This is a genomic window from Geodermatophilaceae bacterium NBWT11 (assembly GCA_014218215.1).
In the GTDB taxonomy this organism is placed as follows: domain Bacteria; phylum Actinomycetota; class Actinomycetes; order Mycobacteriales; family Geodermatophilaceae; genus Klenkia.
This window is the reverse complement of sequence record CP043652.1, coordinates 1,473,984-1,500,232: the sequence shown is the minus strand read 5'-3', so window position 1 is coordinate 1,500,232 and position 26,249 is coordinate 1,473,984. Positions and strand designations below refer to the sequence as shown.

Sequence of the window (26,249 nt, the reverse complement as noted above, 5' to 3'; positions counted from 1 at the left end):
CCGCGCCCGGTCGCCGAGGACGCCCCGGTCTTCGTGATCTCCGTCGCGGCGGAGCTCGCCGGCATGCACGCCCAGACCCTGCGCCAGTACGACCGCCTCGGGCTGGTCCGGCCCGGCCGCACCCCCGGGGGCGGCCGCCGGTACAGCCCGCGCGACGTCGCCCTGCTGCGCGAGGTCCAGCGGTTGAGCCAGGAGGACGGCGTCAACCTGGCCGGCATCAAGCGGATCATCGAGCTGGAGTCCCAGGTGGAGGCCCTGCAGCTGCGGGTGCACGAGCTGCTCGCCGAGCTCGACGGTGCCCAGCGCCGGGCGATGGCGGCGGAGTCCGCGGTCCGCTCCGGCTTCCGGCCCGACCTGGGTCACCCCGACCCCGGGACGGCGCTCGTGGTCTGGCGGCCGCGCGGCCCGCGGGGCAGCCGGTGACCGGGCCCGAGCGGCCGGCCGGGAACGGATCGGAGGGCGTGTACGTGGAGGACGACATGACCGTGACCGAGCAGCTCTCGTCCCCGGCCACCCAGGACGGGGCCCTCGACGCCCGTCCCGGGGACGACCTGGACGCGCACGGGGCCCACGTGAAGCTCGAACGCGAGGTGGCCCTGCTGCTGCGCCGGGCCCGGGCGATCCAGGGCCGCCTGGCCGGGGAGCTCGCCAGCGGGCTCGACGGCGCGGCCTACGGGCTGCTCGTGCTGCTCGACGACGCCGGCCCGCTGCGGGCCAGTGACGTCGTCGCCCGCCTCGGCCTGGACAAGAGCACCGTCAGCCGGCAGGTCGCCTCCCTGGTCGACGCCGGCCTGGTCGACCGGGCCGCCGACCCCGACGACGGGCGCGCCCAGGTGCTGAGCACGTCGGTCGAGGGGCACCGCCGGCTCTCCGAGATCCGGGACGCCCGGCGCGCCCGCTGGGAGGCCGACCTGCAGGAGTGGCCGACCCGCGACGTCTCCACCCTGGCCGAGCTGCTGGGCCGGCTGAACCGGCTGGGCGAGGCCCGCGAGGCCCAGGTCCGCGCCGCCCAGGACTGACCTCCCGGGTCCATCCCCGCCCGGGTGGGCGGGTTCACAGCGCACTCCTGTTGCAGACAGCAACCATCTGACCGAGGATGGTTGAGGTCTACAACAGGAGGCGACCGTGCGGATCACCCGTGACACCACCGACCGGCTCACCGTCGGCATCGGTCAGCTGCTCCGGGTCGGCCGCCAGCTCTCCCACCGCGCCGCGCACGAGCTCTACGGCGACCTGCCCTCCTACGGATGGGCCGTGCTCGTGCCGCTGGAGTCCGGTGGCGAGCAGCGCCTGAGTGCCCTGGCCCTCCAGCTCGGGGTCGACGGCTCGGTGGCCAGCCGTCAGGTCGCCGTCCTCGAGCGCTCGGGCCTGATCACCCGCCGTCCCGACCCGCAGGACGGCCGCGCCAGCCTGCTCGGGCTGTCCGAGGCCGGCCGCGCCGTGCTCGCCCACACCCGCCAGGTCCGCAGCGAGTGGGCCGTGGCCGCCCTGGCCGACTGGACCGACGACGAGGCCGAGCTGCTGGGCCGGCTCATCGAACGGCTCAGCGCCGACCTGGCCGCCGCTGGCGTCGACCGCGCCCTGCACCCCGTCCCCGGCTGACCGGGCCCACCACCCGGCCCGCAGCCCGCCCCACCGCGACACCGAAGCGCACCAGGAGAACCAGCATGGCCAGCACCACCACCGAGCGGTCCGACGCCCGGTCAGCACCGGCGGCCACCGCCCCGGTCGAACAGCAGGGCCGGATGACCCACCGGCAGATCCTCGAGGCGCTGTCCGGGCTGCTGCTCGCGCTCTTCGTGGCGTTCCTGTCCTCGACCGTGGTCTCGAACGCCCTGCCCACGATCATCACCGACCTGCGCGGCAGTCAGAGCCAGTACACCTGGGTGGTCACCGCCACCCTGCTGGCCAGCACCGCGTCCACCCCGATCTGGGGCAAGCTCGCCGACCTGATGAGCAAGAAGCTGCTCATCCAGATCGCGATCGTGGTCTTCGTGGTCGGCTCGATGCTGGCCGGGCTCGCCCAGTCGGTGCCCACGCTGATCGGCTGGCGGGTGCTGCAGGGCCTGGGCCTGGGTGGCCTGCAGGCGCTGGTGCAGATCGCGATGGCGGCCATGATCAGCCCCCGGGAGCGTGGTCGGTACTCCGGCCTGCTGGGTGGCGTGATGGCCGTGGCGACCGTCGGCGGCCCGCTCATCGGTGGCCTGCTGGTCGACACGAGCTGGTTGGGCTGGCGCTGGTGCTTCTTCGTCGGCGTCCCCTTCGCCGTCGTGGCCCTGGTGCTGCTGCAGCGCACGCTGCACCTGCCCACGATCAAGCGCGACGTGTCGATCGACTACCTGGGTGCGGCCTTCCTCACCGCGGGTGTCTCCTCGCTGCTCATCTGGGTCACCCTGGCCGGCGACACGTTCGCCTGGATGTCGGTCGAGACGCTGCTGATGGTCGGTGGCGGCCTGCTCGCCGTGGCCGCGTTCATCGTCACCGAGATGCGGGCCAAGGAGCCCATCGTCCCGCTGCGGCTGTTCAGGGACCGCACGACCAGCCTGGCGATCATCGCCAGCGTCGCCGTCGGTGTCGCGCTCTTCGGCTCGACGGTCTTCCTCGGCCAGTACCTGCAGATCTCCCGCGGCTACTCGCCGACGGCGGCCGGCCTGCTCACCATCCCGATGGTCGGCGGCCTGCTGGTCTCCTCCACCGCGTCCGGGATCCTGATCTCCCGCTACGGGAAGTGGAAGGCCTACCTGGTCAGCGGCTCGGTCCTGGTGGCCACCGGCTTCGGCCTGCTCGCCACCATCGACCACACCACGAACATGGTCGTGCTCGGCGTCTTCCTCGCCGTCCTCGGCCTGGGCATCGGCATGACGATGCAGAACCTGGTGCTGGCCGTGCAGAACACCGTGGCGGCCACCGACCTCGGGGCGGCCAGCTCCGCGGTCGCGTTCTTCCGCAGCCTCGGCGGCACGATCGGCGTCTCGGTGCTGGGTGCGGTGCTCAGCGCCCGGGTCGCCAGCCTGATCACCGACGGCCTCCCGGCCGGCGCGGCCGGCCAGGCGGGGTCCGGCGACATCGGCCTCGCGACGCTGACCACCGCCCCGCCCGAGATCCAGGACCTCATCCGGGTCTCCTACGGCGACGCCACCGGCCGGATCTTCCTGATCGCCGCGCTCCTGTCGGTGATCACGGTGGCGGCCGTGGTCTTCATCCACGAGGTGGCCCTGCGCACCGAGAGCGGCGACGAGCGGGTGGCCGGCGAGCAGGCCGGCGCGACCCCGGCCGACAGCACGGCCGCGGTGGACGACCAGCTGGCCGGCCGGCACGCCGTGGCCGGTCCGGACGCCCCCGAGGAGCCGGTGCGGGTCACCGTCTTCACCGGCACCGAGCTGGACCAGGGCGGGCGGCACGAGCCGGTCGACGCCCGCCGCTGACCCCACCGCAGAGACACCGCTCGAGGCCCGTCCCCACCCGGGGGCGGGCCTCGCGTGCGTCATGAGAGGTCTGCCACCGTCGTCTCACGCCGGTCACCGGGACGACGACCACGGTTCATCCCGTGCCCACCTCCCCGACGCTCCAGCGCGACGACGTCACCCGGCCGCTGCCCACCGCGCCCGGCCGGCGCGACCGGCTCCGGGTGGCCGCGCGTGAGCGGGTGCGGGACGCGGTGGCCGGCGCGAGCCGTGGCCGGCTGGCCGGACTGGCCCTGCTGGCCGGGGTGCTGCTCGCCGTGCTCTGCGCCGTCCTGGTCGGGGGGCTGGACCCGGCCGGGGGACTGACGCTGGCGGTCTTCGCCGTCGCCACCTGGGCCTGGGTGGCCACCGACCTCGACGACACCGCCGTCGCGCTGGCCGCGGCCCTGGTGCTCGCGGTGACCGGGGTGCTCCCGGTCGAGGAGCTCTTCGGCACGCTGGGTTCCGACGTGGTCTGGCTGCTGGTCGCGGCCTTCGTGGTCGGGGTGGCCGTCGCCGGCTCCGGGCTGGCCGACCGGGCCGCCGGCTGGCTGCTGGCCCGGGCCCGCACGCCGCGCACGCTGTTCCAGCTCACCACCCTCGCCCTGGTGGCCACCACCTTCATGGTGCCCTCGACGTCGGGCCGCGCCGCCCTGGCGCTGCCGGTGTTCCTGGCGCTGGCCCGGGTGCTGGCCGACCGGCCGCAGCTGGTCCGCGGACTGGCCCTGCTCGTGCCGACCGTCGTGCTGCTGTCGGCGGTCGGGTCGCTGCTCGGCGCCGGTGCACACCTGGTCACCAGCGCGGTGCTCACCGAGGCCACCGGGGAGGGCGTGTCGTTCCTGCGCTGGGCGCTGCTCGGCCTGCCGCTGGCGCTGGTCAGCTCGCACACCGCGGCCGAGCTGGTGCTGCGGCAGACCGTGGACCGCGCCGAGCGGCGCACCCCGCTGCACGTGTCGGCCGAGCGGCTGGCCGCCGAGGTCGGCACCCCGCGCGGGCTCCGGCCCGAGGAGCGGCGGGTGCTGGTGCTGCTGGGCGTCGTCGTCACCCTCTGGTGCACCGAGGCCCTGCACGGGGTCAGCCCCGCGCTGGTCGCGCTCGGTGCCGCCCTCGTGGTGACCGCGCCCGGGGTCACCGGGACGACGCTGTCCGAGGCGCTCGCGCGGGTGCCCTGGTCCCTGCTGCTGTTCCTCGCCGCCACCCTGGCGCTCGGCTCGGCGCTGGTCGACTCCGGCGCGGCGGCCGCGCTGGCCGGGCTGGCCCTCGGCGGGCCGGTCACCGGCTCCCCGGTCGCCTTCCTCGCCGTCGTCGTCGTGGTGAGCACGGCCGCGCACCTCGTCATCGCCTCCCGCACCGCCCGTTCGGCCGTATTGGTCCCGCTGGTCGTGGCGCTGGCCCCGGTGGCCGGCGTCGACCCGGTCGCCGCCGCGCTGGCCTCGACCGCCGCCGCCGGCTTCTGCCACACGCTGCCCGCCTCGGCCAAGCCGGTCGCGGTCTTCGCCCGCATCGAGGGCGCCCCCACGTACGGACCGCGCGAGCTGCGCCGGCTGTCCGCGGTGCTCGGCCCGCTCACCGCCGTCCTGGTCCTCGTCTTCGCCCTCGTCGTCTGGCCGCTCCTCGGCCTGCCCCACAGCTCCTGACCCCCACCCCTCGACCGAGAGAAGGACCCCTCATGACCCTCACCCGCGTGCTGATCGCCCCCAGCGGCTTCAAGGAGAGCCTGGACACCGGCGAGGTGGCCGCCGCCATCGCCGTCGGCGTCCGCCGGGTGCTGCCGGACGCCGTGATCGACCGCATGCCGCTGGTCGACGGCGGCGAGGGGTCGGCCGCGGCGCTGGCCGCGACCACCGGCGGCTCGGTCGTGCCGGTCGAGGTGACCGGCCCGGTCGGTGACCCCGTGCGGGCGCACGTCGCCGTCCTGGGCGGGGCCGCCACCGGCACGGCGGTCATCGACATGGCCTCGGCCGCCGGGCTGTCCCTGGTCCCGGCCGACCGGCGGGACCCCACCCGCACGACCACCGCCGGGGTGGGCGAGCTGCTGCGGGCGGCACTGGACACCGGGTGCCGGCGGGTCGTGGTCGGCTGCGGGGACTCCGGCACCAGCGACGGCGGGGCCGGCGCGCTGCAGGCCCTGGGCGCCCGGGTGCTCGACGCGCACGGTCGCGAGCTGGGCCGGGGTGCGGCCGCGCTGGCCGACGTCGCCGAGGTCGACCTGTCCGGACTCGACCCGCGACTGTCCGAGGTCGAGCTGGTCGTGGCCGGCAACACCAGCAACGTGCTGACCGGCCCGCACGGGGTGGCCCGGGTGTTCGGACCGCAGAAGGGCGCCACCCCGGCGCAGGTCGAGCTGCTCGCCGCCGGACTCGACCGGTGGGCGGCGGCGCTCTCCCGGGCGTGCGGTCGGGAGCTCGCCGTCGTCCCCGGCGGCGGTGCCTCCGGTGGTCTGGGTGCCGGGCTGATGGCCGTCGGTGCCACCCTGGCCTGCCGGTTCGACGTCTTCCTCGACCGGGCGCTGACCGGGCAGGGCCTGGACGAGCTGATCGCGGTCGCCGACCTGGTGATCACCGCCGAGGGGCAGCTGGACGCCCAGACCCCGCACGGCAAGGTCCCGGCGGAGGTGGCCCGCCGCTGCCGCGCCGCGCAGACCCCGGTCGTGGCGCTGGCCGGCACGCTGGGGGAGGGCTGGGAGGCCGTCTACGCGATGGGGCTGGCCGCGGTGAGCAGCATCGTGCCCGGGCCGATGTCGCTGCAGCGGGCCATGGACGAGGCGGCCGCGCTGGTCGCCGACGCCGCGGAGTCGCTGGTGCGCACCGTGCTGGTCGGGATGGCGGTCCGCGAGGCCGCCTAGCCGCGGTCCAGCGCGTCGTCGACCACCTGCTGCTGCTCGGTGAAGAACTCCGCGGCCGCGGGGCCGGTGAGCAGGGCGTCGGTCCAGGAGTTCGTCGCCAGCGCGGCCCGCCACTGCGGGGAGTCGTGCATCGCCACGACCAGCCCGGTCAGCCGGTCCACCTGCTCGGCGCTCAGCCCCGGCGGGGCGACCAGCCCGCGCCAGTTGGTGAAGACGACGTCGACGCCGAGCTCGGTGAGGGTGGGTGCGTCGACGGTGGGCACCCGCTGCGCCCCCGTCGTCGCCAGTGCCCGCACCTCGCCCGAGGCCAGCAGGTCGGCGAACTCCGCCGTGCTGGACAACGCGACCTCGACCTGACCGGACAGCAGCGCGGGCACCAGGTCGCCGCCGCCGTCGAAGGCCACGTAGTCCACCCCGTCCTGCGGGATCCCGACCGCGGCGGCCAGCTGGAGGGCGAGCAGGCTGTCCGGCCCGGCCGGCGCCGACCCGCCGCCGACCGGGAACGCGGCCGGGTCGGCCGCCCAGGCGTCGGTCAGCTCGGCGACCGTGTCGTACGGGGCGTCGGCGGTGACCAGGACGGCGGCGGGCTCCTCGATGAGCCGGGCCACCGGGGTGACGTCGGCGACCGTGGTGGTGACGTCGCTGGCCCGGGACGCCGCCAGCAGGCCCAGCCCCATGCTCATCAGCAGGTCCCCGTTGCCGGCCTCCCCGGCCAGCCGGGCCAACCCCACCGCGCCGCCGGCACCGGGCAGCTGGAAGACCTCCACCCCGGGCGCCAGGCCGGTCTCCTCGAGCACCCGGGCCGCCGTCCGGCCGGTGACGTCGTAGCCACCGCCCACCGTGTTGGGCACCATGACCCGCAGGTCCTCGACCGGTGCGGGCCCCCCGCCGCAGCCGGCGAGCAGCAGTGCGACCGCGACGAGTCCGGCCCGGCTGCGCATCCGCCCATGGTGGGGCACGCCACGGGGCGGGCCATCATGGGCCCGTGAACCGACGTCCCACCTCGCTGGCCGGCCGGCTGCTGGCCTTCCAGCTCGGGTTGGTCGCCGTCGTGGTGCTCGGCGTCGCCGCGGTGTCGGTCGCGCAGAGCCGGTTCACCAGCGAGACCGGCGCCGACCGGCGGGTGCGGGCGGTCGCCGAGTACGCCGCGAGCCTGCCGGTGCTGCGCTACGAGCTGGCCCGGGTGGCCGACGGCGCCCAGCTCGCCCCGGTGGTGGAGGACCTGCGCACCACCAACGCGGTCGACTCGATCGTCGTCACCGACGCCGAGGGCACCGTGCTCGCCGCCCCCGACGACCCGCGGCTGCTGCGCACCGTGCTCACCCCCGGCGCCGACGACGGCGCGGTGTCCCTGGGCGCCGGGTGGAGCGGGGGGACGACGCTGGGCGACCGGGACGTCCGGGCCGCCCGCGCCCCGGTGCTGGCCGACGACGGCACGCTGCTGGGCACCGTCGTCGTCGCCCAGGACGACCCCAGCACCGCCGCGCTGCTGGTCACCGCGCTGCCCGACCTGCTCACCTACCTGCTGGTCGCCGGCGTCCTCGGGGTGGCCGGCTCGGTGCTGCTGGCCCGGCGGGTCAAGCGGCAGACCCTCGGCCTGGAGCCGACCGAGATCGCCGCGCTCACCGAGCACCGCGAGGCGATGCTGCACGGCATCCGCGAGGGCGTGCTCGGCCTGGACGCCGACGGGCGCGTCACGCTGGTCAACGAGGCCGCGGTCGAGCTGCTGGACCTGCCCGAGGACTGCGTGGGGGCCCCGTTGGCCGACCACGTCACCGAGCAGCCGCTGCTCGGCCTGCTGACCGGGGCCACCGGCACCCCCGACCCCGACCGGATGGTCGTCCGCAGCGGTCGGCTGCTCGTGCTCACCCGCACCGACCTGCACCGCGCCGGCCGGGTGCTCGGCTCGGTCACGACCCTGCGCGACCACACCGAGCTGGTCGCGCTGCAGCAGCAGCTGGTCGCCAGCCGCGACGTCGGGGACACCCTGCGCGCCCAGACCCACGAGTTCGCCAACCGGCTGCACACCATCTCGGGCCTGGTGCAGCTCGGCCTGCACGAGGAGGTGGTCGACTTCATCGAGGCGCTCGGGCGGGACGGTGCGGTGCTGGACGACGCGGTGACCCGGCGGCTGGCCGACCCGGCGGTCGGCGCCCTGGTGGCGGCGAAGTCCAGCCTGGCCCGGGAACGCGGCGCGACCGTGGTCGTGACCGACGGCAGCGCGCTGCCCCGGGTCGCTCCCGGCCTGGCCGCCGACCTGGTCACCGTGCTGGGCAACCTGGTGGACAACGCGCTGGACGCCGTCGCCGACCGGCCCGGCGCCCGGGTGCAGGTCGACGTGCGGGTGGCCGGCGACGAGGTCGTGGTCCGGGTGGCCGACGACGGCCCGGGTGTGGACGACGCCGTGCTGCACTCGGTGTTCCGCCGCGGGGTGTCGACCAAGCCCGGGGAGGGGCGCGGTCAGGGCCTGGCCCTGGTGCAGCTGGTCGCCGGCCGCCGCGGCGGGGACGTGCGGGTGGACTCCCCGGCCGGCGGGGGAGCGGTGTTCACCGCCCGGCTGCCGGTGGGCGCCGCGGAGCTGGCGTCCTCGACGGTGGGTGCGGCGTGAGCGTGCGGGTGCTCGTGGTCGATGACGACCCGATGGTGGCCGCCGTGAACCGCGGGTTCGTCGGCCGGGTCGACGGGTTCACCGTGGTCGGCGTGGCCGCCACTGGTCAGGACGCGCTGGACCGGGTGGACCTGGGCGGGGTGGACCTGGTGCTGCTCGACGTCCACCTCCCCGACCTGGTGGGCACCGAGGTGCTGCGCCGGCTGCGGGAGTCCAGCCCGGACGTCGACGTCCTCATGGTCACCGCGGCCCGCGAGGTGGACACCGTGCAGGCCGCCGTCCGCGGTGGGGCGGTGTCCTACCTGCTCAAGCCGTTCACCGCCGAGGACCTGCGGGTGCGGCTGCTGCACTACCGGGAGGTGCGCGAGCACCTGTCCTCCGTCGGGGCGGCGGAGCAGTCCGACGTCGACCGGGCCTTCACCGGGCCGCGCGAGGCGCAGTTGGCCCGGGGTCTGCCCAAGGGGTTGTCCCGGGAGACCGCCCAGCGGGTGGAGCAGGTACTGCGGGCGGCGGGGGAGCCGGGGCTGTCGGCCTCGGAGTGCGCCGAGGCGCTGGGGGCCTCCCGGGTCAGCGCCCGGCGCTACCTGGAGCACCACCTGTCGACCGGGCAGGCGGTCGTGCACCTGCGGTACGGCACGACCGGGCGGCCCGAGCGGCGCTACACCTGGCGGACCTGAGGGCTCAGCTGCCGCCGGAGGAGGCGTCGGCGGTGCTCGAGGACGACGGGCCCACGCCGGCGGACGACGAGATGCCGTCGTCGGTGCTGCTGCTCGACCCGGCGGTGGTGGACCCGGTGGTGGTGGACCCGGCGGTGGTGGACGCGGTGCTGCTCGACTCGGTGCTGCCCGACTCAGCGGTGGCCGTCGTCCCGGTGTCGGCGAGGGCGACCGTCGCCGCCCCGGTGGCGAGCAGCGCGGCGGTGGCGACGCCGGCGGTGGCCAGCCGCAGCCGCAGCGTGCCGCGGCGACGGGTCTCCAGGAGGTGCTCGGCGGGAGGTGTCATGCCCCCCACGGTGCCGTCGTCCCCCGTGCACCCGCTGTGCACGCACCCAGGGTCCGGACAGCACGACGGCCCGCCCCCGGTGCGGGGGCGGGCCGTGGCGTGGTCGATCAGGACTCGAGCGCGGCGTCCAGGGTGATCTCGACGCCGGTGAGGGCCTTGCTGACCGGGCAGCCGGCCTTGGCGTCCTGGGCGGCCTTGTCGAAGCCGGCGGCGTCGAGGCCGTCGACCTCGCCGCGGACGGTCAGCTTGATGCCGGTGAGCTTGAAGCCGCCGTTGGCGGAGTCCGGGCCCAGGGAGACGTCAGCGGAGACGTCCAGGGACTGCGGGGTGCCGCCGGCCTGGGCGATCAGGGCCGAGAGCTGCATGGCGTAGCAGGACGAGTGGGCCGCGGCGATGAGCTCCTCGGGGGAGGTGGTGCCGCCGGCCTCGTCCGCCGCCCGCTTGGGGAAGGAGACCTCGTAGGTGCCGACCTTCGAGCTGCTGAGCTCGACCTGGCCCGAGCCCTCTTCCAGGGTGCCGTTCCAGGCGGTGCGTGCGGTGCGAGTGGGCATGCTGACTCCTCTGTCGACGAGGGGCCACCGCCTGGTGACCCCGTTCGGTCGTGCACAACCGATCAGCCGCGGAGAGTGTTCCCGTCCTCCGCGACGCGTTCGGTGAGGGCCCGCAGCTCGTCCTTGAGGTGGTCGAACTCGGCCATCTCCAGGCCCAGTGCCCCGATCATCTCGCTCGACACGTCCATCGCCTGGGTCTGCAGGGCGCGACCGGCGTCGGTGAGCAGGATCGAGACCGACCGCTCGTCGTCCACCCGGCGGTGCCGGCTGACCAGCCCGGCGGCGGTCAGCCGCTTGAGCAGGGGCGACAGCGTGCCGGAGTCCAGGGAGAGCCGGGCGCCGAGCTGGCCCACGGTCTGCCCGTCGGTCTCCCAGAGCAGCATCATCACCAGGTACTGGGGGTAGGTGAGGCCCATCCGGTCCAGCATCGGGCGGTAGCGCGCGGTCACCGCCCGCGAGGCGGCGTACAGGGCGAAGCAGAGCTGGTCGTCGAGAGCCACGCTCGGCGACGGGGTGTCCGTCATCGGGTCAGCCTAGGTGGTGCCCGACCGGGTTGGGCGGTGCGCGGGACTGTCGGTTCCGACACGCGACCGGGTCGTGCCCGACTGGACGCGCAGAGTTGAGCGGAACAGACTCAACCCACCGCCCGTTGTCCCGACGAGTCACCCGCGCACCCCACCCGAGAGGACCCCACCCCGACCATGGACAAGCTCACCACCCGTTCGCAGGAGGCCATCGCCGCGGCCCAGCGGCTGGCGGTCGACCGCGGGCAGGCGGCGCTGGAGCCGCTGCACCTGCTGGTCGCCCTGCTGGACCAGCCCGAGGGCATCACCGGTCCGCTGCTGCAGGCCACCGGCGCCATCCCGGGGGAGGTGCGGGCCAAGGCCGAGAGCGCGCTGCGCCGGCTGCCCAGCGTGTCCGGCTCCACGGTCGCCGCGCCGTCGCCGTCCCGGGACCTCCTGCGGGTGGTCAACGCCGCCGGCGAGCAGGCCACGGCCCTGGGTGACGAGTTCGTGTCCACCGAGCACCTGCTGGTCGGGCTGGCGACCGTCGGCGGCGAGGCCGGCGCCGTGCTCGCCGGTGCCGGGGCCACCGACGACGCGCTCCTCGCTGCCTTCCGCACCGTGCGGGGCACCCGCAAGGTCACCTCCGCCGACCCCGAGGGCACCTACAAGGCGCTGGAGAAGTACGCCGTCGACCTCACCGAGCGGGCCCGGGAGGGCAAGGTGGACCCGGTCATCGGCCGGGACGCCGAGATCCGCCGGGTCGTGCAGGTGCTCTCCCGCCGGACCAAGAACAACCCGGTCCTCATCGGGGAGCCCGGCGTGGGCAAGACCGCCATCGTCGAGGGCCTGGCCCAGCGGATGGTCGCCGGCGACGTGCCGGAGAGCCTCAAGGGCAAGCGGCTGATGAGCCTGGACCTGTCCGCGATGGTCGCCGGGGCCAAGTTCCGCGGGGAGTTCGAGGAGCGGCTCAAGGCCGTGCTCACCGAGATCACCGAGTCCGACGGCGAGATCGTCACCTTCATCGACGAGCTGCACACCATCGTCGGGGCCGGCGCGAGCGGCGACTCCGCGATGGACGCCGGGAACATGATCAAGCCGATGCTGGCCCGCGGCGAGCTGCGGATGGTCGGCGCCACGACGCTGGACGAGTTCCGCGAGCACATCGAGAAGGACGCCGCGCTGGAGCGGCGCTTCCAGCAGGTCTTCGTCGGCGAACCCACCGTCGAGGACACGATCGGCATCCTGCGGGGGCTCAAGGAGCGCTACGAGGTGCACCACGGTGTGCGGATCACCGACGCCGCGATCGTCTCCGCCGCGACCCTGTCCGACCGGTACGTGACCGCCCGCTTCCTCCCCGACAAGGCCATCGACCTCGTCGACGAGGCGGCCAGCCGGTTGCGGATGGAGATCGACAGCCGCCCGGTCGAGGTCGACGAGGTCGAGCGCGTCGTCCGCCGGCTGGAGATCGAGGAGATGGCGCTGGCCAAGGAGGACGACGAGTCCTCGCAGGCCCGGCTGGTCGCACTGCGCGAGGACCTGGCCGACCGGCGCGAGCTGCTCGACGAGCTCACCGCCCGCTGGCAGCAGGACAAGGGCGCCATCGACCGCATCCGGGAGACCAAGGAGCGGCTGGAGGCGGTCCGTTCCGACGCCGAGCGGGCCGAGCGGGACGGCGACCTGGCGCGGGCCGCCGAGCTGCGCTACGGCCAGCTCCCGGCCCTGGAGAAGGCGTTGGCCGAGGCCTCCGGTGCCACCGGCGAGGCCTCGATGCTCAAGGAGGAGGTCGGCCCCGACGACATCGCCGAGGTCGTGCAGGCCTGGACCGGCATCCCGGCCGGCCGGCTCCTGGAGGGCGAGACCGCCAAGCTGCTGCGGATGGAGGACGTGCTCGCCGGGCGGGTGGTCGGCCAGCCCGACGCCGTCCGGGTCGTCGCCGACGCCGTGCGACGGGCGCGGTCCGGGGTGGCCGACCCCGACCGCCCCACCGGGTCCTTCCTCTTCCTGGGCCCCACCGGCGTGGGCAAGACCGAGCTGGCCAAGGCGCTCGCGGAGTTCCTCTTCGACGACGAGCGGGCCATGGTCCGCATCGACATGAGCGAGTACGCCGAGAAGCACTCGGTGTCCCGGCTCGTGGGGGCGCCTCCCGGGTACGTCGGCTACGAGGCCGGCGGGCAGCTCACCGAGGCGGTGCGTCGTCGTCCCTACACGGTCGTGCTGCTCGACGAGGTGGAGAAGGCCCACCCGGACGTCTTCGACGTGCTGCTGCAGGTGCTCGACGACGGCCGGCTGACCGACGGCCAGGGCCGCACCGTGGACTTCCGGAACACGATCCTGGTGCTGACGTCCAACCTCGGCTCCCAGGTCATCGCCGACCAGTCCATCGCCGCGGACGCCAAGCGGCGGGCCGTCGACGAGGTGGTCCGAGCGCACTTCAAGCCCGAGTTCCTCAACCGGCTCGACGACGTGGTCGTCTTCCGGGCGCTGGGCACCGAGGAGCTGACCGGCATCGTCGACATCCAGGTCGGGGTGCTGGCCCGTCGGCTGGCTGCTCGTCGGTTGACCCTGCGGGTCTCCGACGCGGCCAAGGAGTGGCTGGCGATGACCGGGTTCGACCCGGTCTACGGCGCCCGCCCGCTGCGCCGGCTGGTGCAGTCGGCGATCGGGGACCAGCTGGCCCGGGCGCTGCTGTCCGGCGAGGTCCGGGACGGCGACGGCGTGGAGGTCGACGTGGCCTGGGACGCGACCGGCGGGGCCACCGACGCCGGGCTGACCGTGCGGCGGGCCGAGCCGGCCGCCTGACCCCTGCGCGGGCTCCGTCCACAGGCTGTGGACGGAGCCCGCGCGGGGTCGGTCCCGGCTGACACCGTCCCTCCTGCGCGGCCGGGTGGTCCGGTCGCCGGGACGGACGGGGTGGGCGGCATGGGCGTGGTGGACGGGGTGCGGTCCCGGGTGCGCGGGCTGCAGGCGACGCGGTGGGTCGTGCGGCTGGGGGTGCTGCAGATGGTTCTGGCCGGGCTGCCCCTCCTGGCGCTGTCGGCGTTCGCCCTCGCGGAGCCTGCCGGGGTGGCCGGGCCGGTGCTCGGCGGTGTGGTCGGCCTGCTGGTCGGGTGGGGCCTGGTGCTCAGGGCGTTCCACGGCCGGCACCGGTGGGCCTGGTGGGTGCTGGTGGTCGTCGAGGTCGCCGGGCTGGCGGTGGCGACGGTGTCCCTCTCCCCGTGGGGAGTGCTCGCCGGGGTGGTCGTCCTCGGGCTGCTGCTGCACCCGGACAGCCGGGAGTGGGTGCGACCGGACGCACCCCGCCCGATCGGGTGGCCGGTCGGCACGTCGACGCCCACCGGCGGACCGGACAGGACATGATCCCCGCGCCAGTGCAGTCGTCAGCGAGGAGCAGTCAGTGTCCGGACCGCAGGGGTACGGCCAGCAGGGGCAGCCCGGCTGGGGAGAACAGGGCGGGCAGGGCGGAGGCCCCACCCCGCAGGGCGGGTACGGCCAGCAGCCGCAGGGTGGCTGGGGGCAGCAGCCCCAGGGCGGCTACGGCCAGCAGCCGCCGTCGGGCTGGGGTCAGCAGCAGGGACAGCCGCAGTACGGACAGCCGCCGTACGGGCAGCAACAGGCGTACGGCCAGCAGGGGTACGGCCAGCCGGGCCCCGGTGGGCCGGTCCCGCCGCCGATGTCGCGGCCGAGCACGGTCACGTACGGCATCTACGCCTTCGTGGCCGCGGCCGTCATCGGGCTGATCACCTCGATCATCACGTTCGTCAACCTGGACGCCTACGTCGACCAGGCCTTCGAGGACCTCGGCTACAGCCGGGCCGACTACGAGGCCACGTTCGGCTCGTCGCTGACCGACTCGATCAGCACCACGGGGGTGACCGCGGGCGCGATCGTCACGCTTCTCGGCGTCGCGCTCTACGGGACCATGGCGTACTTCGCCTGGAAGGGCCAGAACTGGGCGCGCATCGTGCTCTGGGTGTTCGGCGGGCTGGGCCTGCTGGGGGTCTTCTCGGTGTTCGGCGCCCCGCTGCTGGTGATCACCCTGCTCGGCGTGCTGCAGTTCCTGCTGCTCGCCGCGGCGGTCGCCCTGCTCGCCCTCAAGCCGTCCAACGACTGGTACCGGGTGCAGGGCCAGCGTCGGAAGGCCGGCCTGCCCGGCTGACCCCGGTCAGCTGCGCCGGTCGGGCGCGGCGGTCCCCGGGGTGCTCCCCGGCGTCCGACCGCGCCCGACGGCGGAGGCGGTGGTCCCGGCCAGCAGGCTGCTGGCGGCACCGACGCAGAGCACCACGACCAGCAGGGAGAACAGGGTGGCGCCGCCGGCGTCCACCATCGACAGCAGCGTCAGCAGGCCCAGGAACAGCACGGCCAGCAGGCCCAGCCAGCGGGACCACGCCCGGCGGCGCAGCAGGAAGACGGCCGCCACGAGCGCGGCGACCCCGACCAGCAGGTAGCGGACCTGGCCCAGCACGAGGGACCGCATCACGGTCTCCCGGTCCAGGTCGGGCTGGACGGACAGGAACCGGTCGACCACCGTCTCGCGCCCGGCCAGGGTCAACGCCCCGCTGGCCAGCAGCAGCACCGCGAGCAGCAGGAGCAGGCCTACCGCGATCCGCAACGACGGCGGGGCCGGGCTCGGGGACGGGCTGCTCGTCTGGGGCACCGGCCCACCCTGGCACGCAGACCCACAGCCGGTGCCCAGCCCCGTTCCACAGTCGTTACAGGTTCGTGATGAACCGTTGACGCACTCGGCCCGAACCCAGGGCGTGACCCTGACCGAGCAGTCCCCGGCCCCCGCAGCCGGCGCCGACGACGCCCCCACCCGGGGTGCCCGTCGACTGCGTCGGGTGCTCGCCGCCCTCGCCGGCCTCCTGGCCGCCGCCGTCGCGCTGGGCGTCGGGGAGCTGGTCGCCGGTCTCGTGGGCCCCGCCTCCAGCCCGGTCGTCGCCGTCGGCAACGCGGCCATCACGCTCACCCCCGAGTCGCTCAAGAGCTTCGCCATCGAGCAGTTCGGCGAGGACGACAAGATCGTCCTCATCGGCGGCGTGCTGGTCGTCATCGCGCTCTACGCCCTCGCCGTCGGCCTGGTCTCGCTGCGCAGCCGACTGGTCGGCTTCCTGGGCATCGCGCTCTTCGGCGTCATCGGCGTCGTCGCCGCGGTGACCCGTCCGGCCGGTGGCCTGCTCGACGGGCTGCCCTCCCTGGTCGGCGCCCTGGTGGGCGTGGTCGCCCTCGGCGCGCTGGTCTCCCCGCTGCTGGCCTCCGCCCGCAGCTCGGCCCCCGCCCCGGTCGCCCGGGTCGAGGGTGGGGGCTCGACAGCCTCCCGGCAGCACGCCGACGAGGCGATCGTCGACCGGCTGCGCGAGGTGCTCGGCTCCGGTGACCGGAAGGGCTTCGCGCTCGACCGCCGCCGCTTCTTCCTCACCTCCGGTGTCGCGGTGGGTGCCGCCGTCGTCACCGGCGGAGGTGGCCGTCTGCTGCAGCGTCGCTTCGACGTCGCCGGCGCCCGGTCCGACCTGAGCCTGCCCAGCCCGTCCTCGGCCGCCCCGGCCCTGCCGGCCGGTGCCGACCTGGCGACCAGCACCCCCGACCTGACCCCGCTCTTCACCGCCAACTCCGACTTCTACCGGGTCGACACGGCCATCACCGTGCCCCAGATCAGCCCCTCGGAGTACTCGCTGACGCTGAGCGGGATGTTCGACAGCCCCCGCAGCTTCACGCTCCAGGAGCTCTTCGACCGCGACGACCTGATCGAGCGGGACATCACGCTGACCTGCGTCTCCAACGAGGTCGGCGGCAAGCTGGCCAGCACCGCCCGCTGGATCGGCGTCCCGCTCGGGGACTTCCTCCGCGAGAACGGCGTCCAGTCCTCCTCCAACCAGCTGGTCTGCCGGTCCTCCGACGGCATGACCATCGGCACGCCGACCGAGTCCGCGCTCGACGTCGAGGACGCGATGCTGGCGATCGGCATGAACGGCGAGCCGCTCCTGGTGGACCACGGCTTCCCGGTCCGGATGCTCATCCCCGGTCTCTACGGCTACGTGTCGGCCTGCAAGTGGCTCACCGAGATCCAGGCGACCACCTACGACGCCGTCGACGCCTACTGGACCGAGCGGGACTGGGCCACCGACGCCCCGATCAAGGTCTTCTCCCGGATCGACACCCCGGCCGCCCTGCGCAACATCCCCGCCGGCACGACCCCGGTCGCGGGCGTCGCCTGGGCCCAGGGCCGGGGGATCGCCAAGGTCGAGGTCAAGGTCGACGACGCCGACTGGGTGGAGGCGCAGCTGTCCCCCGAGGTGAACGCCGACCTCTGGCGCCAGTGGGTCCTGCCCGTGGACCTCGCCGCCGGCCAGCACCAGTTCACCGTCCGGGCCACGGACACGACCGGTGAGACGCAGACCGAGGAGCGGGTCGCCCCGTTCCCGAACGGCGCCACCGGACTGCACTCGATCCGGGTGGTCACGACGTGATCACGAACCGCCCAACCGTGTTTCCGCTGTCCAGCAGCTGAGCACACCCACAGAGCTCGTCGACGGCCATCCGGCCGGAGGCGCCCCGGCCCGACCGGGACAACCCCCCACCGCGACACGCCGTCGCACGAGTACGAGGAGCACCACCCCATGAAGAGCACCCGTCTCACCCGTGGCGCCCTGATCGCCGCCACCTCCGCCTTCGCGCTCACCATGACCGCCTGTGGCTCCGACGCCGCGGACGAGGCCGGCGACGCCGTCGGTTCGGCCACCTCCGCCGCCTCCTCGGCCGCCGAGAGCGCCACCTCCTCGGAGACCACCGAGGCCGCCTCCACCGAGCCCTTCGGCGAGGCCTGCTCGCTGGTCCCCACCGACGGTGAGGGCTCCTTCGACACGATGAGCGCCCAGCCGGTCGCCACCGCCGCCTCCGGCAACCCGGTGCTCTCGACCCTGGTCCAGGCCGTCACGGCCGCCAACCTGGTCGACACCCTGAACTCCGCCGAGGACATCACCGTGCTGGCCCCGGCCAACCCGGCGTTCGAGGCCGTCCCGTCGGAGAACCTCAACGCCCTGCTGGCCGACGTGCCGCAGCTGACCTCGGTCCTGCAGCACCACGTCATCGGCGGCCGCCTGGCCCCCGACGCGCTGGCCGGCGAGCAGACCACCCTGCTCGGCGACACCGTCACCATCGAGGGCTCCGGCGAGTCGTTCACCATCTCGGCCGACCAGACCCTGCTGGCCTCCGCTGACGCCAACGTCATCTGCGGCAACGTGCAGACCGAGAACGCGACCGTCTACATCATCGACCAGGTCCTCGCGCCCGCCGCTGCCTGATCGAACCCCGCACGACCCGTCAGGGCCGCCGTCCGCACCCCGGACGGCGGCCCTGCCGCGCGTGGTGGGTCAGTTCCGCCGGGCGATGGCCCCGGACAGCACCGTCGCGAACGCCGTCCAGGCCGCGTAGGGCACCAGCGCCGCGGCCGCGGGACGGCTCACCCGGTCGGCCCGCCGCACCAGGTCGACCGTGGAGGCGGTGAGCAGAGCGGACTCCGCGGTGGCCAGCCACGGCCGGTGGGCCCGGAAGAACAGCGGCGTCCAGGCGGTGTTCAGCGCCAGGTTCGCCGCGTAGGCCCGGCCGAAGTCGTGGCGCTGCTGCCCGTCGGCCCGGCTCAGGACCTCGCCACCGGCCCAGGCGATGCCGGTGTAGAGCGCGCTCCAGACGATGCCGAAGGCCTGCGGTGGCGGGTAGAACGCCGGCTTGTCCAGGCGCCGGAACCAGCGACTGTCCGGGTCGGTGGCCAGGCCACCGACGACGGCGGAACCGACGGCGAGGGCAGCCGCGGCCACCCGGTCCGAGGAGGAGGTCATGCCCGGATCGTCGTCCCCAGTACGGTCGGGCGCATGACCGCGCCCTCCCACCACCCCGACCGTGACCGGCTCCTGGAGCTGATCACCGACCTCGCCGTGGTGCACGGGAAGGTGACGCTCTCCTCTGGCGCCGAGGCCGACTGGTACATCGACCTCCGCCGGCTGACGCTGCACCACGAGGGGGCCCCGCTGGTGGGCCGGGTGATGCGCCAGCTCACCGTCGACCTGTCCTACGACGTCGTCGGCGGGCTGACCCTGGGTGCCGACCCGGTGGCCACGGCGATGCTGCACGCGGCCAGCGACGGTCAGGGCTTCCTGGACGCCTGCGTCGTCCGCAAGCAGGGCAAGGCGCACGGCCTGCAGCGCCGGATCGAGGGCCCCGACGTCGCCGGCCGCACGGTGCTCGTCGTCGAGGACGTCTCCACCACCGGCACCAGCCCGCTGACCGCCGCCGAGGCGCTCACCGAGGCCGGGGCCGAGGTCGTCGGCATCGCCGTGATCGTCGACCGCGGGGCGCGCGCGGCCGTCGAGGCCGCCGGATACACCTACCTCGCCGCGTTCGACCTCCGCGACCTGGGCCTGGCCTAGGCCGTCGTCCGGCGGGTGCGGAGCACCTCGACCACCACCGGCAGCAGGGACAGCGCCACGACGCCGAGCACGAACAGCTCCACGTGCTCCCGGACGAGGGCGACCTGACCCAGCCAGAAGCCGAGCAGGGTCAGCCCACCGGCCCAGAGCAGCCCGCCCAGGGCCGACCAGAGGGCGAAGCGGCGCAGGTCCATCCGGGAGGCGCCGGCCATCACCGTGGCGAAGGTGCGCACCACCGGCACGAAGCGGGCGAGCAGGACGGTGCGTGGGCCGTGCCGGTCGAAGAAGGCCTGGGACCGGTCGACGTGGTCGGCCTTGAACAGGCGGCTGTCCGGACGACGGAACACCGCCGGCCCGGCCTTCCGGCCGATCCACCAGCCCACCAGGTTGCCGGCGATCGCCGCGACCGGGAGCACCAGCAGCAGCACCCACAGCGGCGCGATGCGACCGGCGGCGGCCAGCAGCCCGGCGGTGAAGAGCAGCGAGTCCCCGGGCAGGAAGAACCCGACCAGCAGCCCGCACTCGGCGAACAGCACCACGGCGATGCCGATCAGCCCGAAGGTGTCGATCAGGTTCGTCGGGTCGAGGAAGCCGGTCACGGGGCGGGACCGTACGGGCGTCGGCTGTGCAGGAGCTGGATGTCGGTGGCCCGTCGTACGGTGGTCGCGTGACCGCCATCACCGCGACGACGACGTCGCACACCGCACCCGTGCCCGCCTGGCTCGACGAGCTCGTCGACGCCCTGGGTGCCGGCAGCGTGCTCACCGACCCCGACGTGACCGCCGCCTACGCCCGGGACCAGGCGATGCTGGCCGAGTCCGGCACCCCGGCCGCGGTCGTGCTGCCCCGGACCACCGACGAGGTCTCCGCGGTGATGCGGATCGCCTCGGCGCACGGCGTCCCCGTCGTCCCGCGCGGTGCCGGCTCGGGGCTGGCCGGGGCGGCCAACGCGATCGACGGGGCGATCACCCTGGTGCTCACCCGGATGGACGCGGTCCTCGAGGTGTCCACGGCCGACCGGCTCGCCGTCGTCCAGCCCGGGGTGGTCAACAAGGCGCTGCGGGACGCGGTGGCCACCGACGGGCTGTTCTACCCGCCGGACCCGTCCTCCTACGACTGGTGCACGATCGGCGGCAACCTGGCCAACAACTCCGGCGGCCTGTGCTGTGTCAAGTACGGCGTGACCACCGACTACGTGCTCGGCCTGGAGGTCGTGCTCGCCGACGGCCGGGTGCTGCGCACCGGGCGCCGGACGGTGAAGGGCGTGGCCGGCTACGACCTGGCCCGGCTCTTCGTCGGGTCCGAGGGCACCCTCGGGGTGATCACCGAGGCCACCCTGTCGTTGCGCCCCGCGCCGAAGACGCCGGTCACCCTGGTCGCCAGCTTCACCACCACCGCGCAGACCGGGCAGGTCGTGGAGGCCGTGGTGACCTCGGGCCTGGTGCCGAGCCTGCTCGAGGTGATGGACCGGACCTGCATCCGGGCCGTGGACGACATGCTCAAGGCCGACCTCGACCGGGACGCCCACGCCCTGCTGGTCGCCCAGTCCGACGCCGGCGGGCAGGCCGCGGTCGACGAGATGGAGGCGCTGGCCCAGCTGTGCCGCGACGCCGGCGCCGACCTGGTGCACGTCACCGACGACGCCGCCGAGGGCGACCTGCTGCTCACCGCCCGCCGGATGGCGCTGCCCGCCCTGGAGCGGTTGGGCACCACGCTCATCGACGACGTCGCCGTCCCCCGCTCGCGGATCGCGGCGTTCCTGGACGGCTGCGACGCCATCGCCGAGCGGTGCGGCCTGGTGATCGGCGTCGTCGGGCACGCCGGGGACGGCAACATGCACCCCACCGTCGTGTTCGACCCCACCGACGACGACCAGCGCACCCGGGCGTTCAGCGCCTTCGACGACGTCCTCGAGCTCGGGCTGTCGCTGGGCGGCACGATCACCGGCGAGCACGGCGTCGGCAACCTCAAGACCGACTGGCTGGAGCGCGAGATCGGCCCGGTCTCGCTGTCGGTGCACCAGGCGGTCAAGGCCGCGCTGGACCCGCAGGGGCTGCTGAACCCGGGCAAGATGTTCCGCTCGGCGAGCGTCGCCGACCTGGCCGGGGCGGCGTCGCTGCGCTGAACCCGGTGGTTCCTGGGACGCTCGGTCCATGACGGGGCGGGCACGACTGCTGGTGATCGGGGGCGACGCGGCGGGCATGTCCGCCGCCGCCCAGGCGCGACGGATCCGGGACGAGGACGAACTGGAGATCGTCGTCCTCGAGCAGGGCGGGGACACCTCGTTCTCCGCCTGCGGCATCCCCTACTGGATCGGTGACCTGGTCGAGGGCCGCGACGCCCTGGTCGCCCGCACCCCCGAGGAGCACCGGTCCAAGGGGCTCACCGTGCACACCGGCACCCGGGCCACCGCGATCGACACCGAGGCCAGGACGGTGGCCACCGCCGACGGGCGCTCGTTCGACTACGACACCCTGCTGATCGCCACCGGCGGCAAGCCCACCCGCCCGCCGATCCCCGGCCTGGACGCCCCGGGGGTGTTCGGCGTGCACCGGCTCGACGACGGCGAGGCCATCCGGGCCGCGATCGACGAGCTGCCCGCCGACGGTCCCCGGCGCGCGGTCGTCATGGGCGGGGGCTACATCGGCCTGGAGATGGCCGAGGTGCTGCAGACCCGCGGCCTGGACGTCACCGTCGTGCTGGCCGACCCGCTGCCGATGGGCCTGCTGGACGCCGACATGGGCGACCTGGTGCTGGCCGCGATGCGCGAGCTGGGGATGACCGTGCACACCGACCAGGCGGTCGAGGAGGTGCTGCTGGACGCCGACGGGCGGGCCTGCGGGGTGCGCACCGACGAGGGCTCCTACGACGCCGAGATCATCGTCCTCGGGCTGGGCATGGGCCCGGAGGCATCGCTGGCCGAGGCCGCGGGCATCGCGATCGGGGTGACCGGCGGGATCGACGTCGACGCCACGATGCGCAGCCGCAGCCATCCCGACGTGTTCGCCGCCGGGGACTGCGTGCAGACCTACCACCAGCTCACCGGCGAGCCCCAGCACGTCGCGCTGGGCACCCACGCCAACAAGCAGGGCCGGGTGGCCGGCTCGGTCATCGCCGGTCGGCCGGCCCGCTTCGGCGGGGTGCTGGGGACGGCGCTGACCAAGGTGGGCGACACCGAGATCGGTCGCACCGGGCTGTGCACCACCCAGGCCGAGCAGGCCGGCTACGCGTTCACCAGCGACGTCGTCGAGGGCACCACCCGGGCCGGCTACTACCCCGGCGCCGAGGGGCTGACGGTCAAGCTGGTCACCGAGGTCGGCTCGGGCCGGATCCTGGGCGGTCAGGTCGTGGGCGGCCCGGGCGCGGGCAAGCGGGTCGACGTCCTGGCCACCGCGATCTGGGCCGGGATGACCGCCGCGGACCTCGCGGCGTCGGACCTGTCCTACGCCCCGCCGTTCTCCCCGACCTACGACGTCGTCGCCGTCGCCGCCCGCAAGGCCAGCGCGGTCGTCAGGGGCTGACCCGGGCGACCGACCGCAGCACCAGCAGGCTGCCGGCCAGACCCAGGACCAGCAGCACGGCCATCGCCCAGGCGCCCGCCGCGGGGGAGCCGGCAGACCCGAGCAGCCGGACCAGGGTGATCGCGTGGGCGACCAGACCCACGGACACGGCGACGAAGGCGATGGACGCGCTGGTGCGGCGCAGCCTCCGCCAGACCAGCAGCAGGAACAGGGCAGCCGGGACCAGGGAGACGACCAGGGCGCCGATCAGCTCACCCGTGGGGCTGTCCTGCGCCTGGGCGAGGGTGGCCACGACGCCGGCCACGACGAGCGCCCCGACGACCGCGGCCAGCGCCCAGCGGGTCGCCCTGGACCACGGCACCGCGGCCAGACCGACGACCGCGGCGATGCCCAGGCCGGCGAAGGCCAGGACGATCGTCGCCTGGTAGTCCGGGACCGACACCAGCACTCCCTGGGTCGCGGTGACCTCCCCGCCGTCCTCGAGCACACCGCGCCCCCAGACGCTGTCGTCGGTCAGCAGGATCGACAACAGGGCCGCGGCCAGGGTCACGAGCCACCCCACGAGGGGGAGCAGCTGCCGGCGGGCGGGGACGGGGGGTGTCGTCACGGGCGGTGATCCTGCCGGGTCCGACGCTCGCCCGCTGTCGTCGTCCCCCGATGGGGCGGGATACTGGACCCCGAGCAGGTCTTCCTCGATCGACAGGAGCGTCACCGTGCCCATCGCGACCCCCGAGGTCTACGCCGACATGATCAGCCGGGCGAAGGAGGGCGGTTTCGCCTACCCGGCCATCAACTGCACGTCCTCGGAGACGGTCAACGCCGCGCTGCGCGGGTTCGCCGACGCCGGTAGCGACGGGATCATCCAGTTCTCCACCGGCGGTGCGGAGTTCATCTCCGGCACCCGGGTCAAGGACATGGTGGTCGGCGCCAGCGCGCTGGCCGAGTACGCCCACGTCGTGGCGAAGCAGTACCCGGTCCAGGTGGCGCTGCACACCGACCACTGCCAGAAGGAGAAGCTGGACTCCTACGTCCGGCCGCTCATCGCGCTGTCCCAGGAGCGGGTGGACCGGGGCGAGAACCCGCTGTTCCAGTCGCACATGTGGGACGGCTCGGCCATCGACCTGGACGAGAACCTGTCCATCGCCGAGGAGCTGATCGCCAAGACCTCCGCGGCGAAGATCGTGCTGGAGCTCGAGATCGGCGTCGTCGGCGGCGAGGAGGACGGCGTCAGCCACGACATCAACGACAAGCTCTACACCGCCCCCGGCGACTTCATCCAGACCGCGAAGACCCTCGGCCTCGGCGAGAAGGGCGTCTACCTGCTGGCCGCGACCTTCGGCAACGTGCACGGGGTCTACAAGCCGGGCAACGTGAAGCTGCGCCCCGAGGTCCTCAAGGAGGGCCAGGAGGTCGTCGTCGCCGAGCTCGGCCTCGAGGCCGGCAGCAAGCCGTTCAACCTGGTCTTCCACGGCGGGTCGGGCTCCTCGCAGGAGGAGATCCGCGAGGCGCTGTCCTACGGCGTCGTGAAGATGAACGTCGACACCGACACCCAGTACGCCTTCACCCGCCCCATCGCCGGGCACATGCTCAGCAACTACGACGGCGTGCTGAAGATCGACGGCGAGGTCGGCAACAAGAAGGTCTACGACCCGCGCACCTACATGAAGGCCGCCGAGATCGGCATGGCCGAGCGCGTGCAGACCGCGTGTGAGGACCTGCTGTCGGCGGGCAGGGCCCAGTCGTGACCCACTCCCACCACAACCTGCTCGGCGAGCCCCCGGCCACCCGCCTGCCCGCGGAGCCCGAGGCCGACGACGCGCTGGCCGACGGCACCGACCCGGCCGTCGTCGCCGCTGCGCACCCGACCGTCAGCGCCGCCTGGGCCGCACTGGCCGAGAACGCGCTGCAGGGCGGCCGCACCATCGAGGCCTACGCCTACGCCCGCACCGGCTACCACCGCGGCCTGGACGCCCTGCGCCGCAACGGCTGGAAGGGCTTCGGCCCGGTCCCGTGGAGCCACGAGCCCAACCAGGGCTTCCTGCGCTGCGTGACGGAGCTGGCCAAGGCCAGCGAGGCGATCGGCGAGACCGCGGAGACCCAGCGCCTCACCGAGCTCCTGCGGGACTGCGACCCCAGCCTCGCCGCCTGACCCGTTCCCGCCCCATCCCAGCCGGTCACCTGGCAGGGATCCGGTCACCGCACACGCCGACCGGATCCCTGCACGGTGATCGGCTGTCCGTTGTCCACAGATCTTGCCGACGTCGCCCGCGGGAGCCTCCGGGTCGGCACGGTGGACGGGTGCACTCCTTCCTGCGGCTGGCGGCCGAGCGACAGCACGGCGTCGTCTGCACCCGGGACCTCGTCCGCGCGGGCATCGGGCCCCAGGAGGTGCGCCGCCTGGTCGACGCCGGCGCATGGGTGCGGCTACGGCGAGGTGCGTTCGTCGCTACCGACGTCCTGGCCGCGGCCGATGCCGAGGGCCGGCGCCCGGTGCTGGAGGCCTCCGCCGTGGTGCTGACCCTGGCCCGCCCGTCAGCGGTGCTGAGCGGGCTGTCCGCCGCGCGGGTGTGGGGCCTGCCCACACCACGGCGGCTGCGCGGGACGGTGACCCTGACCGACCCGGCGCAGCACCGGCGCGGCCGGGGCTACGAGGTCACCCACGCGCCGCTGCCACCCGGCTCCACCACCACCCGGCTGGGACTGCCCGTCACCACGCTCGCCCGCACCGTCGTCGACTGCGCCCGGGAGTGGACGCTGGAGGAGGCGCTGATCCTCACCGACGCCGCACGCTGGGGTGGGCGGTTGAGCGAGGCGGAGCTGGCGGAGGCCCTGGTCGAGGCCGCCGGCCAGCGGGGCGTGGCCGCCGCCCGCCGGGTGGCAGACCTCAGCTGCGACGGAGCGGACTCCCCGTTGGAGACCCGGACCAGGCTCCGGCTGGTGGAGGCGTCGATCGAGATCCCACAGCTGCAGGTGGTCGTCGTCGCTGGGCCCGTCACGTGGGAGGCCGACGGGCTCTGGCGGCGGCAGCGTGTGCTGATGGCCTGCGACGGGCGGGTGAAGTACCGGGATCCGTGGGGTGGCCGGACCACCGAGCAGGCGCACTGGGCGGAGAAGCGGCAGCGGGAGGCGCTCATCGCGGCCGGCCTGAGGTTCTGGACGGTCGTGGACGCCGACCTGGACGACCAGGGGTGGCCGCGAGCTCTCGACCGGCTGGTGCGTCTCCTGGCCCAGGTCCCGCCCGGGCCACCGCTCTTCCGGGTGCTGGACGGGCGCCGTCGTCGTCCGCGCGCCGGGTGATCCGGTCACCCTGCAGGGATCCGGTCAGCGTGTCCGGTGACCGGATCCCTGCCAGA

The 26,249-nt window shown here is 74.5% G+C and carries 27 protein-coding genes; 19 read left to right on the top strand and 8 right to left on the bottom strand.

All coding sequences use genetic code 11. The features are described 5' to 3' along the window. Positions 1–63: 63 nt before the first annotated feature. The 6 genes from F1C76_07185 to F1C76_07160 all read left to right on the top strand — a co-directional run bounded on the left by F1C76_07185 (position 64) and on the right by F1C76_07160 (position 6,288). The gene (locus F1C76_07185; GenBank protein QNG39073.1) at positions 64–423 is read left to right on the top strand and encodes a MerR family transcriptional regulator; all 360 of its coding nucleotides are present in this window, start codon (positions 64–66) and stop codon (positions 421–423) included. A 56-nt stretch (positions 424–479) separates the two neighbouring features. Beyond that, on the top strand, positions 480–1,019 hold the full coding sequence (locus tag F1C76_07180) for a MarR family transcriptional regulator (GenBank protein QNG36401.1): 540 nt from the start codon (positions 480–482) through the stop codon (positions 1,017–1,019). Between the two features lie 106 nt (positions 1,020–1,125). Then, entirely contained in the window at positions 1,126–1,602 is a 477-nt protein-coding gene (locus F1C76_07175) for a MarR family transcriptional regulator (GenBank protein QNG36400.1), read from the top strand. A 143-nt stretch (positions 1,603–1,745) separates the two neighbouring features. Further along, a complete protein-coding gene (locus F1C76_07170; protein QNG39072.1) occupies positions 1,746–3,425 on the top strand; it encodes an MFS transporter in 1,680 nt (559 codons plus the stop codon). A 233-nt stretch (positions 3,426–3,658) separates the two neighbouring features. Then, positions 3,659–5,080 (top strand): SLC13 family permease, encoded by a 1,422-nt coding sequence (locus F1C76_07165; protein ID QNG39071.1) that lies wholly within the window; start codon positions 3,659–3,661, stop codon positions 5,078–5,080. A 32-nt stretch (positions 5,081–5,112) separates the two neighbouring features. Next, positions 5,113–6,288, top strand: coding sequence for a glycerate kinase (locus F1C76_07160; GenBank protein ID QNG36399.1), 1,176 nt, complete (start codon positions 5,113–5,115; stop codon positions 6,286–6,288). Here the strand turns inward: F1C76_07160 and F1C76_07155 are convergent. After that, positions 6,285–7,229 carry a tripartite tricarboxylate transporter substrate binding protein gene (locus F1C76_07155; protein ID QNG36398.1) on the bottom strand — a complete coding sequence of 315 codons (945 nt, stop codon included), beginning with the start codon at positions 7,227–7,229 and terminating at the stop codon, positions 6,285–6,287. The genes F1C76_07160 and F1C76_07155 overlap by 4 nt on opposite strands. A gap of 44 nt (positions 7,230–7,273) precedes the next feature. Between F1C76_07155 and F1C76_07150 the strand changes: the two genes are divergently transcribed. Continuing rightward, positions 7,274–8,896 carry a sensor histidine kinase gene (locus tag F1C76_07150; GenBank protein ID QNG36397.1) on the top strand — a complete coding sequence of 541 codons (1,623 nt, stop codon included), beginning with the start codon at positions 7,274–7,276 and terminating at the stop codon, positions 8,894–8,896. Continuing rightward, positions 8,893–9,573 carry a response regulator gene (locus tag F1C76_07145; protein QNG36396.1) on the top strand — a complete coding sequence of 227 codons (681 nt, stop codon included), beginning with the start codon at positions 8,893–8,895 and terminating at the stop codon, positions 9,571–9,573. Before F1C76_07150 ends, F1C76_07145 begins: the two co-directional genes overlap by 4 nt. Before the next feature lie 4 nt (positions 9,574–9,577). Here the strand turns inward: F1C76_07145 and F1C76_07140 are convergent, their stop codons facing one another. The 3 genes from F1C76_07140 to F1C76_07130 form a co-directional block, all read right to left on the bottom strand. Beyond that, positions 9,578–9,898: a hypothetical protein gene (locus F1C76_07140; GenBank protein QNG36395.1), complete on the bottom strand. Its 321-nt coding sequence runs from the start codon at positions 9,896–9,898 to the stop codon at positions 9,578–9,580. Positions 9,899–10,005: 107 nt separating this feature from the next. Further along, positions 10,006–10,449: an OsmC family protein gene (locus F1C76_07135; GenBank protein ID QNG36394.1), complete on the bottom strand. Its 444-nt coding sequence runs from the start codon at positions 10,447–10,449 to the stop codon at positions 10,006–10,008. Between the two features lie 62 nt (positions 10,450–10,511). Next, positions 10,512–10,973 (bottom strand): MarR family transcriptional regulator, encoded by a 462-nt coding sequence (locus F1C76_07130; protein QNG36393.1) that lies wholly within the window; start codon positions 10,971–10,973, stop codon positions 10,512–10,514. Between the two features lie 177 nt (positions 10,974–11,150). Between F1C76_07130 and clpB the strand changes: the two genes are divergently transcribed. The 3 genes from clpB to F1C76_07115 all read left to right on the top strand — a co-directional run bounded on the left by clpB (position 11,151) and on the right by F1C76_07115 (position 15,111). Further along, positions 11,151–13,754: an ATP-dependent chaperone ClpB gene (clpB, locus tag F1C76_07125; protein ID QNG36392.1), complete on the top strand. Its 2,604-nt coding sequence runs from the start codon at positions 11,151–11,153 to the stop codon at positions 13,752–13,754. Between the two features lie 120 nt (positions 13,755–13,874). Then, entirely contained in the window at positions 13,875–14,312 is a 438-nt protein-coding gene (locus F1C76_07120; GenBank protein QNG36391.1) for a hypothetical protein, read from the top strand. A gap of 37 nt (positions 14,313–14,349) precedes the next feature. Continuing rightward, positions 14,350–15,111: a hypothetical protein gene (locus tag F1C76_07115; protein ID QNG36390.1), complete on the top strand. Its 762-nt coding sequence runs from the start codon at positions 14,350–14,352 to the stop codon at positions 15,109–15,111. A 6-nt stretch (positions 15,112–15,117) separates the two neighbouring features. On the opposite strand, the gene F1C76_07110 is transcribed toward F1C76_07115, so the two are convergent. Further along, a complete protein-coding gene (locus F1C76_07110) occupies positions 15,118–15,609 on the bottom strand; it encodes a hypothetical protein (protein QNG36389.1) in 492 nt (163 codons plus the stop codon). A gap of 175 nt (positions 15,610–15,784) precedes the next feature. Between F1C76_07110 and F1C76_07105 the strand changes: the two genes are divergently transcribed. Together F1C76_07105 and F1C76_07100 are read left to right on the top strand one after the other, a co-directional pair. Then, a complete protein-coding gene (locus F1C76_07105; protein ID QNG39070.1) occupies positions 15,785–17,419 on the top strand; it encodes a molybdopterin-dependent oxidoreductase in 1,635 nt (544 codons plus the stop codon). 150 nt (positions 17,420–17,569) lie between these two features. Beyond that, complete coding sequence (locus tag F1C76_07100) at positions 17,570–18,253, top strand: fasciclin domain-containing protein (protein QNG36388.1); 684 nt, start codon at positions 17,570–17,572, stop codon at positions 18,251–18,253. A gap of 69 nt (positions 18,254–18,322) precedes the next feature. On the opposite strand, the gene F1C76_07095 is transcribed toward F1C76_07100, so the two are convergent. Next, a complete protein-coding gene (locus tag F1C76_07095; GenBank protein QNG36387.1) occupies positions 18,323–18,787 on the bottom strand; it encodes a tryptophan-rich sensory protein in 465 nt (154 codons plus the stop codon). 33 nt (positions 18,788–18,820) lie between these two features. Between F1C76_07095 and F1C76_07090 the strand changes: the two genes are divergently transcribed. Further along, positions 18,821–19,375 (top strand): orotate phosphoribosyltransferase, encoded by a 555-nt coding sequence (locus F1C76_07090; protein QNG36386.1) that lies wholly within the window; start codon positions 18,821–18,823, stop codon positions 19,373–19,375. Here the strand turns inward: F1C76_07090 and F1C76_07085 are convergent. After that, positions 19,372–19,974, bottom strand: a complete 603-nt coding sequence (locus F1C76_07085) for a DedA family protein (GenBank protein ID QNG36385.1) — start codon at positions 19,972–19,974, stop codon at positions 19,372–19,374. The genes F1C76_07090 and F1C76_07085 overlap by 4 nt on opposite strands. Before the next feature lie 110 nt (positions 19,975–20,084). On the opposite strand from F1C76_07085, the gene F1C76_07080 reads away from it, so the two are divergent. Both F1C76_07080 and F1C76_07075 read left to right on the top strand, forming a co-directional pair. Next, a complete protein-coding gene (locus F1C76_07080; GenBank protein ID QNG39069.1) occupies positions 20,085–21,500 on the top strand; it encodes an FAD-binding protein in 1,416 nt (471 codons plus the stop codon). A 28-nt stretch (positions 21,501–21,528) separates the two neighbouring features. Continuing rightward, complete coding sequence (locus tag F1C76_07075) at positions 21,529–22,896, top strand: flavoprotein oxidoreductase (GenBank protein ID QNG36384.1); 1,368 nt, start codon at positions 21,529–21,531, stop codon at positions 22,894–22,896. Here F1C76_07075 and F1C76_07070 read toward each other — a convergent pair. Continuing rightward, positions 22,886–23,503, bottom strand: a complete 618-nt coding sequence (locus tag F1C76_07070) for a hypothetical protein (GenBank protein QNG36383.1) — start codon at positions 23,501–23,503, stop codon at positions 22,886–22,888. The two genes, F1C76_07075 and F1C76_07070, sit on opposite strands and share 11 nt — an antisense overlap. Before the next feature lie 106 nt (positions 23,504–23,609). On the opposite strand from F1C76_07070, the gene fbaA reads away from it, so the two are divergent. The 3 genes from fbaA to F1C76_07055 are packed head-to-tail and all read left to right on the top strand — an operon-like array spanning position 23,610 to position 26,193. Beyond that, positions 23,610–24,641: a class II fructose-bisphosphate aldolase gene (fbaA, locus tag F1C76_07065; GenBank protein QNG36382.1), complete on the top strand. Its 1,032-nt coding sequence runs from the start codon at positions 23,610–23,612 to the stop codon at positions 24,639–24,641. After that, complete coding sequence (locus F1C76_07060) at positions 24,638–25,045, top strand: DUF3151 domain-containing protein (protein QNG36381.1); 408 nt, start codon at positions 24,638–24,640, stop codon at positions 25,043–25,045. Before fbaA ends, F1C76_07060 begins: the two co-directional genes overlap by 4 nt. Beyond that, positions 24,907–26,193, top strand: a complete 1,287-nt coding sequence (locus F1C76_07055; protein QNG36380.1) for a hypothetical protein — start codon at positions 24,907–24,909, stop codon at positions 26,191–26,193. The genes F1C76_07060 and F1C76_07055 overlap by 139 nt, the downstream gene beginning before the upstream one ends. The last annotated feature ends 56 nt before the right edge of the window (positions 26,194–26,249 follow it).

Excerpts from the sequence above, each read along its gene's own strand:
- F1C76_07120 (QNG36391.1), top strand. The coding sequence starts at position 13,875 with ATGGGCGTGGTGGACGGGGTGCGGTCCCGGGTGCGCGGGCTGCAGGCG.
- F1C76_07170 (QNG39072.1), top strand. The coding sequence starts at position 1,746 with ATGACCCACCGGCAGATCCTCGAGGCGCTGTCCGGGCTGCTGCTCGCG.
- F1C76_07090 (QNG36386.1), top strand. The coding sequence starts at position 18,821 with ATGACCGCGCCCTCCCACCACCCCGACCGTGACCGGCTCCTGGAGCTG.
- F1C76_07075 (QNG36384.1), top strand. The coding sequence starts at position 21,529 with ATGACGGGGCGGGCACGACTGCTGGTGATCGGGGGCGACGCGGCGGGC.
- F1C76_07185 (QNG39073.1), top strand. The coding sequence starts at position 64 with ATGCACGCCCAGACCCTGCGCCAGTACGACCGCCTCGGGCTGGTCCGG.
- F1C76_07160 (QNG36399.1), top strand. The coding sequence starts at position 5,113 with ATGACCCTCACCCGCGTGCTGATCGCCCCCAGCGGCTTCAAGGAGAGC.
- clpB (QNG36392.1), top strand. The coding sequence starts at position 11,151 with ATGGACAAGCTCACCACCCGTTCGCAGGAGGCCATCGCCGCGGCCCAG.
- F1C76_07140 (QNG36395.1), bottom strand. The coding sequence starts at position 9,898 with ATGACACCTCCCGCCGAGCACCTCCTGGAGACCCGTCGCCGCGGCACG.
- F1C76_07130 (QNG36393.1), bottom strand. The coding sequence starts at position 10,973 with ATGACGGACACCCCGTCGCCGAGCGTGGCTCTCGACGACCAGCTCTGC.
- F1C76_07135 (QNG36394.1), bottom strand. The coding sequence starts at position 10,449 with ATGCCCACTCGCACCGCACGCACCGCCTGGAACGGCACCCTGGAAGAG.
- F1C76_07155 (QNG36398.1), bottom strand. The coding sequence starts at position 7,229 with ATGCGCAGCCGGGCCGGACTCGTCGCGGTCGCACTGCTGCTCGCCGGC.
- F1C76_07095 (QNG36387.1), bottom strand. The coding sequence starts at position 18,787 with ATGACCTCCTCCTCGGACCGGGTGGCCGCGGCTGCCCTCGCCGTCGGT.
- F1C76_07100 (QNG36388.1), top strand. The coding sequence starts at position 17,570 with ATGAAGAGCACCCGTCTCACCCGTGGCGCCCTGATCGCCGCCACCTCC.
- F1C76_07180 (QNG36401.1), top strand. The coding sequence starts at position 480 with ATGACCGTGACCGAGCAGCTCTCGTCCCCGGCCACCCAGGACGGGGCC.